This is a genomic window from Sphingopyxis sp. (assembly GCF_016463645.1).
Taxonomy (GTDB): Bacteria; Pseudomonadota; Alphaproteobacteria; order Sphingomonadales; family Sphingomonadaceae; genus Sphingopyxis.
The window spans coordinates 1-13,417 of sequence record NZ_JAEMQX010000100.1; the positions used below are offsets into that span (position 1 = coordinate 1).

Annotated in this window: 14 protein-coding genes and 1 pseudogene; 8 read left to right on the top strand and 7 right to left on the bottom strand. The window is 65.9% G+C overall.

All coding sequences use genetic code 11. The features are described 5' to 3' along the window. The 4 genes and pseudogenes from JHC57_RS16825 to JHC57_RS16840 form a co-directional block, all read left to right on the top strand. Nucleotides 1-1,043: pseudogene (locus JHC57_RS16825) on the top strand (TonB-dependent receptor); the annotation flags it as partial. A gap of 16 nt (nucleotides 1,044-1,059) precedes the next feature. After that, entirely contained in the window at nucleotides 1,060-1,437 is a 378-nt protein-coding gene (locus tag JHC57_RS16830) for a reverse transcriptase-like protein (protein ID WP_294031413.1), read from the top strand. A gap of 74 nt (nucleotides 1,438-1,511) precedes the next feature. Then, a complete protein-coding gene (locus tag JHC57_RS16835) occupies nucleotides 1,512-2,000 on the top strand; it encodes a hypothetical protein (RefSeq protein WP_294031415.1) in 489 nt (162 codons plus the stop codon). A gap of 171 nt (nucleotides 2,001-2,171) precedes the next feature. After that, nucleotides 2,172-3,212 carry a rod shape-determining protein gene (locus JHC57_RS16840; protein ID WP_294031417.1) on the top strand — a complete coding sequence of 347 codons (1,041 nt, stop codon included), beginning with the start codon at nucleotides 2,172-2,174 and terminating at the stop codon, nucleotides 3,210-3,212. A gap of 6 nt (nucleotides 3,213-3,218) precedes the next feature. On the opposite strand, the gene JHC57_RS16845 is transcribed toward JHC57_RS16840, so the two are convergent. Then, nucleotides 3,219-4,244, bottom strand: coding sequence for an adenosine deaminase (locus tag JHC57_RS16845; RefSeq protein WP_294031418.1), 1,026 nt, complete (start codon nucleotides 4,242-4,244; stop codon nucleotides 3,219-3,221). Next, nucleotides 4,237-4,812, bottom strand: a complete 576-nt coding sequence (locus JHC57_RS16850) for a phosphoribosyltransferase (RefSeq protein ID WP_294031420.1) — start codon at nucleotides 4,810-4,812, stop codon at nucleotides 4,237-4,239. The genes JHC57_RS16845 and JHC57_RS16850 overlap by 8 nt, the downstream gene beginning before the upstream one ends. A 172-nt stretch (nucleotides 4,813-4,984) precedes the next feature. Between JHC57_RS16850 and JHC57_RS16855 the strand changes: the two genes are divergently transcribed. From JHC57_RS16855 to JHC57_RS16865, 3 genes are read left to right on the top strand one after another with little or no spacing between them, the layout of a single operon-like run. Next, nucleotides 4,985-5,620, top strand: coding sequence for a DUF1013 domain-containing protein (locus tag JHC57_RS16855; RefSeq protein WP_294031433.1), 636 nt, complete (start codon nucleotides 4,985-4,987; stop codon nucleotides 5,618-5,620). Nucleotides 5,621-5,623: 3 nt separating this feature from the next. Beyond that, nucleotides 5,624-6,748: an MBL fold metallo-hydrolase gene (locus tag JHC57_RS16860; protein WP_294031421.1), complete on the top strand. Its 1,125-nt coding sequence runs from the start codon at nucleotides 5,624-5,626 to the stop codon at nucleotides 6,746-6,748. Continuing rightward, nucleotides 6,748-7,683, top strand: a complete 936-nt coding sequence (locus tag JHC57_RS16865) for a TraB/GumN family protein (RefSeq protein WP_294031423.1) — start codon at nucleotides 6,748-6,750, stop codon at nucleotides 7,681-7,683. Before JHC57_RS16860 ends, JHC57_RS16865 begins: the two co-directional genes overlap by 1 nt. Before the next feature lie 7 nt (nucleotides 7,684-7,690). Here the strand turns inward: JHC57_RS16865 and JHC57_RS16870 are convergent, their stop codons facing one another. Beyond that, complete coding sequence (locus JHC57_RS16870) at nucleotides 7,691-7,966, bottom strand: hypothetical protein (RefSeq protein WP_294031425.1); 276 nt, start codon at nucleotides 7,964-7,966, stop codon at nucleotides 7,691-7,693. 132 nt (nucleotides 7,967-8,098) lie between these two features. On the opposite strand from JHC57_RS16870, the gene JHC57_RS16875 reads away from it, so the two are divergent. Next, the gene (locus tag JHC57_RS16875; RefSeq protein ID WP_294031426.1) at nucleotides 8,099-9,280 is read left to right on the top strand and encodes a DUF481 domain-containing protein; all 1,182 of its coding nucleotides are present in this window, start codon (nucleotides 8,099-8,101) and stop codon (nucleotides 9,278-9,280) included. On the opposite strand, the gene JHC57_RS16880 is transcribed toward JHC57_RS16875, so the two are convergent. The 4 genes from JHC57_RS16880 to JHC57_RS16895 all read right to left on the bottom strand — a co-directional run bounded on the left by JHC57_RS16880 (nucleotide 9,277) and on the right by JHC57_RS16895 (nucleotide 13,392). Further along, nucleotides 9,277-9,732 carry a VOC family protein gene (locus tag JHC57_RS16880; protein ID WP_294031428.1) on the bottom strand — a complete coding sequence of 152 codons (456 nt, stop codon included), beginning with the start codon at nucleotides 9,730-9,732 and terminating at the stop codon, nucleotides 9,277-9,279. The two genes, JHC57_RS16875 and JHC57_RS16880, sit on opposite strands and share 4 nt — an antisense overlap. 10 nt (nucleotides 9,733-9,742) lie before the next feature. Then, nucleotides 9,743-11,278, bottom strand: a complete 1,536-nt coding sequence (locus JHC57_RS16885) for a M20/M25/M40 family metallo-hydrolase (protein ID WP_294031429.1) — start codon at nucleotides 11,276-11,278, stop codon at nucleotides 9,743-9,745. Nucleotides 11,279-11,358: 80 nt separating this feature from the next. After that, a complete protein-coding gene (locus JHC57_RS16890; protein WP_294031431.1) occupies nucleotides 11,359-11,850 on the bottom strand; it encodes a hypothetical protein in 492 nt (163 codons plus the stop codon). 18 nt (nucleotides 11,851-11,868) lie between these two features. Next, nucleotides 11,869-13,392 (bottom strand): fumarate hydratase, encoded by a 1,524-nt coding sequence (locus JHC57_RS16895; RefSeq protein ID WP_294031434.1) that lies wholly within the window; start codon nucleotides 13,390-13,392, stop codon nucleotides 11,869-11,871. Nucleotides 13,393-13,417: the final 25 nt, after the last annotated feature.

Genomic DNA, 13,417 nt, shown 5'->3' on the forward strand with positions numbered 1-13,417 from the left:
TGTCGGGCGAGGCGGCGTTCAACACGCTCGACAATATCGCGTCGATCGCGGTGCTGGATCCGACGGGGGCGTGGGTCGACCAGCCGTTCGAAGGCGGCACCGGCGGCGTCAGCGAGGATCGCTACGAGGGATTGCTGAGCTTCGGGCGCAAGCTCACCGACAAGCTCAATTTCCAGATCATCGCGGGGGCCGAACATTCGACGATCACCCAGACCGGCGCCAACGGGCTGACGCGCAGCTTTTTCCGGCCGAAGGGTTCGATCTCGCTCGCCTGGGCGCCGTCGGCCGATTTCGACGTGTCGGTGAAGCTCCGGCGGCGGGTGCTCCAGCTCAGCTTCTACGACTTTCTCGCGCGCGCCTTCCTCAACGATGGCAACCAGAATGAGAGCAACAACGACCTCCGCCCGCAGCAGGACTGGACCTATGAGGGCGAGATCAACAAGAAGCTGGGGGCGTGGGGCTCGACCAAGCTGATCTTCATCTATCGCGACGTCGAGGACCGCGTCGACGTGATCCCGATCGGCGTCGATGGCGAGGCGGTGGGCAATATCGCCAGGGCGAAGGCGGGGGCGATCGACTGGACCTCGACCTTCAACCTCGACCCTGCGGGACTCAAGGGCGTGAAGCTCAACACGCGGTTGCTGCTGCAGAAAAGCTCGCTGCGCGATCCGTTCACCGGCGAGAAGCGGCAGTGGAGCGGATTTACCGACACGGTAATCGAACTGGGGCTGCGGCACGATATTCCCGCGAGCGACTGGGCGTGGGGCGGCGATTTCGAATATTCGCATTATCAGCCCAATTACCGCCGCAACCAGACCGACAAGGTGTGGGAAGGTCCGGTGTGGGCGTCGCTGTTCGTCGAGAACAAGGATGTCCTGGGGCTCACGGTGCGGGCGCAGATCTCGAACATGGTCAACGCCCGGTCGAAGCGCGACCGCACCGTCTATACCGGGGTGCGCGGCGAGAGCCCGATTTCGTTCATCGAAGAGCGCGACCGGCTGATCGGGCCGATCTTCGTCTTTTCGGTGCGCGGCAAATTCTGACTCTCAGGATGGCGGGATGACGGCGCGGCGGATCAAAATCTATTTCGACGGGGGGTGCCGGCCCAATCCGGGGCGGATGGAAACCGCCGTCGTGACCGGCGGTGCCGCGGTGGTCGTGCGCGACGCGGGGATCGGCAGCAGCATGGATGCCGAATGGCTGGCGCTGATCGCGGCGTTGCGGTTGGCACGCGACATGGAGTTCGCCAATTTCGTCCTGCTCGGCGATGCCGCCGCGGTGGTCGAGCAGGCGAACGGCATCGTGCGCGCAAGGGGAGGCGCGGCGGAGCATCTCGCGACGTTCCGCGCGCTGGCCGGCGACGGGCCGATGCCCGCGGTGCGCCATATCAAGCGGACGCAAAATCTGGCGGGGATCGCGCTGGCGCGCGGGCGATAGTGCTGTGAAAACCCCAAACGAGTTGTTAAGCGACGCGCGCCTATCCTTGGCCGACCCACAGGAAGACCAGCGCGTTGAAGCCGACCCATCCCTTGCCCGTTCACCACAGCTGGCCGCTCTACGAGCGCGAACGCTTTTTCGAGCTGGGACAATTGCACGCGTGCGACACGCTCGATCCGATTCCCGATGTCGTCGATGTCGCGGCAAGGCTCGCGCCGGCACGCGCGCGGATCGGGCAATGGGAATGCGACCTTGCCGACGGCAACCGCCTGAGCTGGTCCGACGAGGTCCATGATATTTTCGACATTCCGCGCGGCACGGCCGTCGCGCGCGAAGAGGCGGTGGCGCTCTATGCCGAGGGGTCGCGCGCGGCGATGGAGAAGCTGCGTGCCTATGCGATCCGGCACCGGCGCGGCTTCACGCTCGATGTCGAGATCCGCCCGGCGCGGGCGCCGCGCCGGTGGATGCGGCTGATCGCGGCGCCGCTCTGCATCGATGACCGGGTCGTCCGGCTGCAGGGGCTGAAGTTCCTCGTTCCGGGCTCGGGCGGTCGCGATTTCTGAACCGAACGAACAGCCGGGCCTGAGAAACCACCGTTCTGGCAGTATTGTCGGCGGCCTTCGTTGACGCGCCCGCGCGTGCGGCGCAGTCGATATGTGACAGTCGTCGGGGGCGCTCAAAGGGCCTGCCGCGCCTGATTCTTCCGTTCATTCCCGAAGGCATTTGCCCCGTATATGAAGTTCTTTAATCGGTTTGCGTCGGCCGCGCACAATATGGCCATCGACCTGGGTACCGTGAACACCGTGGTTTATGTGCGCGACAAGGGCATCGTCCTGAACGAACCGTCGGTCGTTGCGCTGGAGACGCGCGACGGCGTGCGACGGGTCAAGGTCGTCGGCGACGAGGCGAAGCCGATGATGGGCAAGACCCCCGACAATATCCAGGCGATCCGGCCCCTGCGCGACGGGGTGATCGCCGACATCGACGTCGCCGAACAGATGCTGAAGCATTTCATGGACAAGGCGCAGGGCGGCCCGAGCCGCTTTGTCCAGCGCAGCCATGTCGTGATCTGCGTGCCGTCGGGGTCGACGATGGTCGAGCGCCGCGCGATCCGCGATGCCGCGAGCAATGCGGGCGCGGCGTCGGTGCAGCTGATCGAGGAATCGCTCGCCGCGGCGATCGGCGCCGGGCTGCACGTCGCCGAACCGCGGGGCGCGATGGTCGTCGACATCGGCGGCGGCACGACCGAGGTCGCGGTGCTGTCGCTGAGCGGCATCGCCTACAGCAATTCGGTGCGCGTCGGCGGCGACAAGATGGACGAGATGATCTCCTCCTTCATCCGCCGCAAGCATAATCTGATGGTCGGTGAAATGACCGCCGAGCGCGTGAAGCTGACGATCGGCTGCGCGACCCCGCCCGACGGGCAGGGCATGGTCATGGGCGTCAAGGGGCGCGATCTCGTCACCGGCCGCCCGGCGGAGGTGCAGGTGACCGAAGCCGAAATCGCCGAGGCGCTCGCCGAGCCCGTCGGGCAGACCGTGAGCGCGGTGCGCGCCGCGCTCGAACAGACGCCGCCCGAACTGTCGGCCGACATCATCGACGAGGGCATCACGCTGACCGGCGGGGGCGCCCTGCTGCGTCGCATGGACGACGCAATCGCGCGCGCGACGGGACTGCCCGTGATGGTCGCGGACGACGCGCTGATCTGCGTTGCGATGGGTGCGGGACGTGCGTTCGAGGATCGTACCTATCATGGCGTGCTGATCGCCGCGTGACGCCGATCAGCTATAGGCGTCGATCGCGGCGAGATGTCTCGCCTTGGCGGCGTCGTCGAGGAAAGACCCGGTGAAGCTGTTGCGCGCGAGGGTGAGCAACTCGTCCTTCGACAGATCGAGCGCGTCAGCGACGGCCAGATAATTGGCGTTCACATAGCCGCCGAAATAGCTGGGGTCGTCGCTGTTCACAGTGGCGCGAAGACCCGCGTCGAGCATGGTCTTCAGCGGGTGCCCGGCGATGTCGTCGATGACGCAGAGCTTGAGGTTCGAGAGCGGGCAGACGGTGAGCGTCATCGCTTCGTTCGCCAGGCGCTGGACAAGCGCGCTGTCTTCGAGGCTGCGATTGCCGTGGTCGATGCGGTCGACCTTCAGGAGATCGAGCGCTTCGTGGACATAGGTCGGCGGTCCTTCCTCGCCGGCATGGGCGACGGTTTTCAGACCGAGGCCGCGGGCGCGGGCGAAGACGCGTTCGAACTTCGCGGGCGGGTGGCCGACTTCGGACGAGTCGAGGCCGACACCGGCGATGCGCCCCAGATACGGCAAGGCCTCGTCGAGCGTCGCCTCGGCCTCGGCTTCGCTGAGGTGACGGAGAAAGCACATGATGAGCTTCGAGGTTATTCCATAGCCCGCCTCGGCATCCCTCAGCGCGCGGTCGATGCCGGCGATCACGGTTTCGAAGGCGACGCCGCGCGTCGTGTGACCCTGCGGGTCGAAGAAGATTTCGATGTGGCGGACATTGTCGGCGTGCGCGCGTGCGCAATAGGCGGCGGTGAGGTCGTAGAAATCCTGCTCGCCGTGGAGGACGCCCATCCCCTGATAATAGATGTCGAGGAAATCCTGGAGGTTCGAGAAGGCATAGGCCGCGCGGACCTCGTCCACCGATGCGAAGGGGATCGCGACACGGTTACGCTGCGCGAGTTCGAACATCAGTCCGGGTTCGAGCGAGCCCTCGATATGAAGGTGCAGTTCGGCCTTCGGCAGACCGGCGATGAAGGCGGCGCGCTCGTCGCGCGAGGTGAAACCGTCAGGCACCGGGCACCTCTTCCTCGCGGAGAATGATCGCCGCCTCGGGCTTGTGGCGGCGGATTTCCTCGACCGTCAGCCCGTCGATCTCGTGCGGGAAGATCAGCCACCGGTCGGTTTCGTGGACGAAGAAGTCGGGGCGGAGGTCAGTGACGTTGCGCCCGGGCTTGAACCAGACCGTCGCGATGCGGATGTCGCGCGGCATGTTGTTGCGGCAGCGCGCCCTGAGTTCGGCGATGAAGGCGCGGATGCTGCGTCCGCTGTCGAAGACATCGTCGATGATGAGCAGCCGGTCCTCGGGGTTCAGCGTGTCGATGAGATAGCCGAGGGCGAAGACCTTCACATGCGGATCCTGCTGGTCGATGCCTTTGTAGGAGGAGGTGCGGATCGCGATATGGTCGCAGTGATGGCCGTGATAGTCGAGCAACTCCTGAACCGCGATGCCGACCGGTGCGCCGCCGCGCCAGATGCCGACAAGGTGCGTTGGCCTGAAGCCGCTGTCGATGACCTGCATGCCGAGACGGAGCGAGTCCGCGAGGAGGTCGTTCGCGCTGATGAAGATTCTGGCGTCGCTCATGGCTGCGGATTAATCCCGCGCGGTCGCCCCTGCAAGGCTGCGTATCCCCGCACTTGCCCCGTCGGCCAAACGGGTCTACATCAGCCGCCGGACGGCCGCCCCGCGAGGGGCGGCCCTTATTATTTCCGCTTGGAGACTTTCCGTCATGGCCAATGCCGACGCCACCCCGCTGATGCCGCATGCGACCGCCGCCTGGCTGGTCGACAATACCGGCCTGACTTTTGCGCAGATCGCCGAATATTGCGGCATCCACATTCTTGAAGTGCAGGCGATCGCCGACGAGACCGCCGCGACCAAATATACCGGTCGCGATCCCGTCCGCGCGCATGAACTGTCGATGGAAGAAATCGAAAAGGGCCAGAAGGACCCCAATTACAAGCTCAAGATGAGCAAGCAGGCGCAGGACACGATTCGCCGTACCCGCGGCCCGCGCTACACGCCCGTCAGCAAGCGCCAGGACAAGCCCGACGGCATCGCCTGGATCCTGAAGAACCACCCCGAAGTGTCGGACGGCGCGATCGGCAAGCTGATCGGTACCACCCGCAACACGATCGGCGCGATCCGCGACCGCAGCCACTGGAACAGCGCGAACATCGTGCCCAAGGATCCGGTAACGCTCGGTCTCTGCTCGCAGCGCGAACTCGACGCGCTCGTCGCGAAGGCCGCGAAGAAGGCCGGCATCAAGGCGCCCGAGGACAGCCGTTTCGAGGGCGACCGCGAAGCTCTGCTCGAAGAGCTGCGCGCCGAACGCAGTGCAGCCGCCGAAGCGCGCGCTGCCGAAGAGACCGAAATCGACGGCGAAGCCTGAGGTATGGCGGGGGGCGACGAGGATAATATTCCGGCGGCCAGCGGCTCGCCGGATGCCTCGCTGACCCAGGACGACAGTTTCACCGCGACGAGCCATGCGGGTCTCACCTATCCGTGGGGCGACGCCGCGCCGGGCACGGGCGAGACGATCCGTATCGCGAACGGGATCAGCTGGGCGCGCATCCCGATGCCGGGCTCGCTCGGCCATATCAACAGCTGGCTGCTCGATGACCATGATGGTCTCGCGGTCGTCGATACCGGCATCTGCCTGACGATGTGCTCCGATGCGTGGAAGGCGCTCTATGCCGGCGCGCTGAAGGACAGGCGCATCACACGCGTGATCGGCACGCATCTCCATCCCGACCATATCGGCCTCGCCGGCTGGATCGCGAAAAAGCAGGATGTGAAGCTGTGGATGACGCGCGGCGAGATGCTCACCGCACGCGCGATCGTCGCGGACTCGTCCGACACCGCACCCGACGAGGTGCTGAGCCAGTCGCGCGCCGCGGGCTGGGACGAGGCGGAGATCGAGGCGCAGCGCGGCCGCGGCTGGAACATGTTTCAGCGCATGATCTTCACCCTGCCGCGCTCCTATGTGCGGATCGCCGACGGCGAGACGCTCGACATGGGTTCGCACCGGTGGCGCGTCGTCACCGGGTCGGGGCACAGCCCCGAACATGCATGCCTGCTCAACGAGCAAGAGGGCGTGCTCGTCTCGGGCGATCAGGTGCTGCCGCGGATCAGCTCGAACGTCTCGGTCAACATCACCGAACCCGACGCCGATCCACTCGGTGAATGGCTCGCGTCGATCGACAAATTGCTTTCCACCGTGCCCGCCGACGTCGTCACCTGTCCCGCGCATGGCGAGCCGTTCCGGGGTCTCCACGTCCGTCTGATGGCGCTGCGCGACGAACATCGCATGCGGCTCTACAATCTGGCCGAAGCCGCTGCGAGGGCGCCGATGCGTGCGGTCGACAGCTTTCCCCTGCTCTTCAACCGCCCGATCGGCGAACATAACCGCGGTCTCGCGACCGGCGAGGCGCTCGCGCACCTGAAACGGCTCGAAGTCGAAGGGCGGGTGAAACGCGAGACCCGCGACGGCGTGTGGTGGTACCACGGGGTCGCGTGATGCACCGGATCGCGGCTGCCCTGCTCGCTGCCGCGATGACGGCTTCATCGCCGGCTTCCGCCGCCGAGCCCCCGACGGCAACCGATGCCACCGAAGAGATCGTCGTCACCGCGCGCCGCTCGGGCGCGCCGATGTGGACAATCGGGACGCCTTCGGGTGCCGTCATCCTCGTCGGCGAGATCGCCGCGGTGCCCAAGGCGACGCCCTGGCGTCCCGAACGGCTCGAAGGCGCGACCGACCGCGCGCAGCGCGTCATCCTCGGCACCAAGGCGAAGGTGTCGCCGGGCGACATATTGCGGCTGATCTTCAAGGGCGGCGGGCTGACGAAGTTGCCGAAGGGCCGCGTTGCCGCCGATTATCTGGATGCCGGTCAGATGAAGCGGCTTCGTGCGCTCGAGACGCGCTTCGGTCAGGATTATGCGCGCTCGAATTTCCTGATGACGGCGTTCGACCTGCTCTCGAAGCGGCTGTCGTTCAACAAGGACAGCGCCGACGACGCGTCCGACGTCGTGCGCAAGGCGGCGCGACAGTCGAAAATACCGGCGCAGCCGGTCGGCGAGGTGCGCGGCGAGGACATGCTCGACAATCTCTTCGCCGCCCCGCCCGAAACGCATATCCTGTGCCTCGAAGCCGCGATGACGGCGACCGAGGCGAGCGGCGACGTCGTGATCGAGCGCGGCCGCGCGTGGACCGAGTTCGACGTGCCCGCGGTGATGGCGAGCCCGCTCGAGGAGGCGCTCGGCCGCTGCTGGCCGTGGACGAACGACAGCTTCGGGCCGGAGCTCCGTGAGACCTGGGTCGGCGCGATCCGGGGCGCGACCGCGCAGCCCGGCGTGACGCTGGCGGTGGTGCCGCTACGTATTCTCGCCGAGAAGGGCGGCGTCCTCGACCAGCTGAAATCGCAGGGCCTGCCGATCGCGGGGCCCGCCTGGTAGCCACGGCCTATCGCGGTCTCTGCATGATCCAGCTGAAGGCCATCGCGTTGAAGATGGTGTAGAGGCCATAGAGCATCAGCGCGGTGAACCAGTTCCGCGTCGTGATCGCCATCGCGCCGACGAGCAGCAGGAATTCGAAGACATAGGTGATGTTCGGCCCGACCTTGTCCGCGAGCGGTTTCACCATCTGCTGGATCAGCGGATCGTCGCTTTCCATGAAGGCGCGGTGCATCGCGAAATTGCCGATGCCGGCGCAGAAAATGGCGATGAGCGCGATATACATAGGTTTGCAGATGGGGGACGCGGGGTGGAAATGCCAGCGACTTTCGGGTTATAGGGGCGCACCGCCCGCGCTCCGGCCCCGCGCGACCGATCGAACGAACCCGGCTTCTGCCTCCAGAGAAGGATGTCTTCGGTGACAGCTCTCCCCCGACTGGCCGCGCTTTGCCTGCCGCTCGCCCTTGCCGTTCCGCCGGCGCTCGCGTCGCAGGAACCGGTCGATCCGCCCCAGCCCAATCCGGTTCTCGTCGATCCGGTGCTCGCCAATCCGGTTCCGACGGTCATCATGGAGCCCGATCCGCCCCTGCCGGATTCGGTCCGCGCGATGATCGACGCGGCTTTCGCGAGCGGCGATAACGACGATGTCGAGGCGGTGGCCAAGGTGGCGAGGCGGACCAATCCGGGTAATGTCGGGGAAATCGACGCGCTGCTCGCTTATTATCGGAGCGGACACCCGCCCGAGGCGCTGCCCGATCCCGTTGCCGATATGCTCGCGGCGGCTATCGCCAGCGGCAAGGATGCCGATGTCGAGGCGGTGGCAAAGCTCGCGCGGGACAGCAAGCTCGACAATGCGGCGGAGATCGAGGCGCGCGTCGTCGCCTATCGCGCCGAGCGCCAGCGGCTGCGGGACGAGGCGGCGGCGGCCGAGCGTGCCCGGCTGGCGGCGGCGAAATTCTGGCAGAACTGGAAGGGCGAGGGGCAGATCGGCGCGTCGCAGAGCAGCGGCAATACGGATTCGGTGGGACTGAGCGCGGGGCTGGCGCTCGCGCGGAAGGGGATCGACTGGACGCACAAGTTCCGCGCGCAGGCCGATTATCAACGCACCAACGGCAAGACCTCGGTCGAACGCTATCTGGCCGAACTCGAACCGCAGCTCCGGATCGACGACCGCACTTTCGCCTATGGGCTCGGGCGCTGGGAACATGACCGGATTCTTGGATACGACATGCGCTGGAATCTGTCGGGCGGACTCGGCTACAAGGTGGTCGACACCAAGAAGATGACGCTGAGCCTGAAGGGCGGTCCGGCGTTTCGCCAGACCGATTTCGTGAGCGGCGACCATGACACCGAACTGACCGCGCTCGCCGGGCTCGATTTCGGCTGGCAGATATCGCCGGCGCTGCGGCTGACGCAGGTCGCATCGACGATCATCGGCGAGGCCAACGGATCGACCAGTTCGCAGACCGCGCTCAGCGCGAAGCTGACCGGCGCGCTGTCGGCGCGGATCGCCTATTCGGCGCAGATCGACACGAGCCCGCCGCCGGGGATCGAAAGCGTCGACACGCAGACGCGCTTCACTTTGGTCTACGGCTTCTAGTCGAACGCATCGGAGCCGCCGATCTGCTCGCCTTCGGCGAGCAGGCCGACGCCCGGGACATGGTTGAACTCGATCCGGATGCCGTCGGGATCCTCGAACAGCACCGAATAATAGCCCGGCGCCCACGGCTCCTCCTGCGGCGCGTGGACGATACGGATATCGTCGCGCGCCGCGAGAAAGGCGTGGACCCTGTCGATCGCGGCGCGATCGCGCATGCGGAAGCAGGCGTGATGCAGCCCGGGCGCGCCCTGGTCGAAACGCTTGCCCGCATTCTCCGGGCTGCCGGTGCGAATGCCGATCGCGGTGCGCCCGCCGACGCCATAGAGCATATGCTCGCTGTCGAGGACGAGCTTGAGCCTCAGATAGGCGATCATCGCGCGCCAGAAGGCGGTCGATCGTTCGAAATCGCCCGCGGTCAGGATGACATGCGCGACGCCGTTGAGGTCGCTCATTGGCCCATCCCTATTTGATCGCCGCCAGCACGTAGAGGAATTCGGCGAAGCCCATTGTGCTGTCGACGAGGCCCGCGACCTTGGGATTGGTCGAATCGATCAGATAATATTCGTCGGGAGCGTGCGCGCCCGATCCGTGGCCGATGCCGAAATGCGCGGCGGGAATCGACACCGGCGGCGCGGTGAAGGTCGAGCCCGGCCAGCTCCCCGCCATCCGCGGGTTGAGGCTCGTCGCGACGCCGAGCTTCTTGTAGGTTGCAAGCTCCGACCGCACGAGACGGCTGTCCTCGGCGACCTCGGTCGGGTCGTAACCGCCCGAGACATTGACCTCGACATCGGTGAAGCCATGCTTGTCGAGATGCGCGCGCAGCTTCTTCTCTGCTTCGGCGCGTGTCTGGTTGGGGACGAGGCGGAGATCGAGTTTCGCGACCGCGCGGCCGGGCAGCACCGTCTTGCCGCCGGGGCCGGTGTAACCAGCGACGAGCCCTTCGATATTGACCGTCGGTTCCTGCGCGAGGCGGATCAGTGCATCGTCGTATGACAGGTTGTCGATCCAGTGGGTGATGCCGAGCGCCTGCTTCTGCGCCGCCTCGTCGCCCGCCTTTGCGGCCTCGCGGATCAGCGTCTTCTCGCGATCGGTCAGCGGGCGGACATTTTCGAACCAGCCCTCGATCGCGGGCTTGTTGCCATCGGGCGTAACAAGCGTCTGGAGCGCCTGCACGAGCCGCCATGCGGGCGAGTCGACCATCGCCTTCAGGCTCGAATGCACGTCGCCCTTCGGCCCACGGCCCCATTTCTCGCCGCTCGCGACCAGTTCGAGCTCGATGATGCCTTTCGAGCCCAGATTGACCGTGACATTGCCGGTCTTGCCCTGCGAGGCGAAGGGGATGAAGATGCCCTCGCATTTCCTGAGCGCGGCGAGGATATTGGGTTTGGTCGCGATCTGGCGGAAATGCGGCGAGCCGATCTCCTCCTCGCCCTCGCACACGAGCACGATATTGACGGGCAGCTTGCGCCCGGCGGCGCGGATCGCGTGGAGTGCGGCGAGGAAGCTCGCCTCGGGACCTTTCTGGTTCACCGCGCCACGGCCCATGATCGCTTGTCCGAAACCGGGGCGGTCGACCATCTTCCCCTCGAGCGGCGGCGACGACCATTCGGCCGGATCGAACTGTTTGACGTCGTACATGAAATAGATGCCGAGCGTGCGCTTGGCGCCGACGTCAATCGTGCCGAAAACGCCGGGGTGACCGTCGGTCGGCACGATCTCGACATTGGTGAAGCCCGCATCCTTCGCGAGTTCGGCCATATAGGCCGCGCCCTCGGCCATGCTGCGGTTCTCGGCGGCGATCGAGGGCAGGGCGATCCAGTCGCGGATACGCTTGATCGAGGCGTCCTTGCCCGCCTCGGCGGCCTTGCGGATGTCCGCCATGCTTCCCGACTGCGCCCAGAGCGGGATGGGCTGCATCAACGCCGCGCCGGCCCCCAGCATCGCGGTACCGCGCAGCATGTCGCGGCGGTTCAGTCGGTCAAGCTCCCGGAAATCCATCACAAGTCCCCTGCTGCTTCGAATGCGAAGCAATGTGCCGCATCGGCGACGAAACGCAAGGCCGTGCCGGGGACTTACCGTTACGTGACGGGACGCGCGTCGATTTCCTCGGCGAGGAAGGCGAGAATCCTGGCTTTGTCGCTGGCCGGGTCAGGCTGCGCGCGAAACGCGGCAAGCCCCGCGAAGATCATCAGGAGCGGGATGCCGGCGAAGATGGTCGCGAACAGCCCCGCGCCGGGAATGTAGATATAGGCGAGGATTCCGCCGATTACGAACAATGAGAGAAAGCCGACCCACACGTAAGGAAAGTAGCGTGCGCCCGCTGGCGCGCCGAAGGTGCCGGTGATCCGCGTGCCGCCTTTGTACGATTCCATCACGGCGTCGAGCACGGGCTCCATATTGGTGCGCGCATCGCGCTGACGATAGCGCAATTGCATGTCGCGCTCGCTGCCCTTGCCGAACACGCGCGCCTTCGCGTCCGGCATCGGGTCGTCCATGATCCGCTTGAGCGTGCGCGCGATCTGTTCGGGCGAATGGGGAGCGTAGAGGTCGATGGGTTCCTGGTTCGACATCGTTTCGCCCCCCGCCGCTTACGCCTTCTCCAGCAACCCTTCGTCCTTGATCCGCTTCTGCCACAGCATCGGCGCGTTGACGTGGACATTCTGGCCCTCGCTGTCGACCGCGACGGTGACGGGGAAGTCCTGCACCTCGAATTCGTAGATCGCTTCCATGCCGAGATCGGCGAAACCGACGACCTTGCTGCCCTTGATCGCACGCGCGACGAGGTACGCCGCGCCGCCGACCGCCATGAGATAGGCGCTCTTGTGCTTCGCGATCGCCTGCGTCGCGGCGGGGCCGCGCTCGGCCTTGCCGACGCAGGCGAGCAAGCCCTGATCGAGCATCATGTCCATGAACTTGTCCATGCGCGTCGCGGTCGTCGGACCCGCGGGGCCGACGATTTCCTCGCCGACCGGATCGACCGGACCGACATAATAGATGACGCGATCGCGGAAGGTGACCGGCAGTTCTTCGCCCTTCGCGAGCATCTCGGCGATGCGCTTGTGCGCGGCGTCGCGGCCGGTGAGCATCTTGCCGTTGAGGAGCAGCCGGTCGCCCTGCTTCCAGCTTGCGACCACCTCGGGGGTCAGATTGTCGAGGTCGACGCGGATCGCCGCCTTGTCGGGCGCCCAGTCGACCTGCGGATAATCGGCAAGCACCGGCGGCTCGAGGAAGGCGGGACCGCTGCCGTCGAGCGTCACATGAGCATGTCTGGTTGCGGCGCAGTTCGGGATCATCGCGACGGGCTTCGACGCGGCGTGGGTCGGCCAGTCGGCGATCTTGACGTCGAGCACGGTGGCGAGGCCGCCGAGCCCCTGCGCGCCGATTCCGAGCGCATTGACCTTTTCATAGAGCTCGATGCGCAATTCCTCGGTCGGATTGCTCGGTCCGCGCGCGAGCAACTCGGTCATGTCGATCGGGTCCATCAGCGACTGTTTCGCGAGCAGCATCGCCTTTTCGGCGGTGCCGCCGATGCCGATGCCGAGCATGCCCGGAGGGCACCAGCCGGCGCCCATCTGCGGCACCATTTCGAGCACCCAGTCGACGATCGAATCCGACGGGTTCATCATCTTGAACTTCGACTTGTTCTCGCTGCCGCCGCCCTTCGCGGCGACATCGATGTGGACCTTCGCGCCGGGAACCATCTCGACGTTGAGCACCGACGGCGTGTTGTCCTTGGTGTTGACGCGGCTGAACGCGGGATCGGCGAGGATCGAGGCGCGCAGCTTGTTGTCGGGGTGGAGGTACGCCTTGCGCACGCCTTCATCGACGACCTGTTGCAGGCTGCGCGGGCTGTCGAGCCGGCAGTCCATGCCCCATTTGATGAAGACGGTGACGATGCCGGTGTCCTGGCAGATCGGGCGATGCCCCTCGGCGCACATGCGGCTGTTCGACAATATCTGCGCCATCGCATCCTTCGCGGCGGGCGAGACTTCGCGTTCGTACGCGGCGCCCAGGGCGCGGATATAGTCCATCGGATGGAAATAGCTGATGTACTGGAGCGCGTCGGCGATCGTTTCGATGAGGTCGTCTTCGCGGATGATCACGGTGTTCATGTGCAGCCTTTCGCCCTTTTTGGGG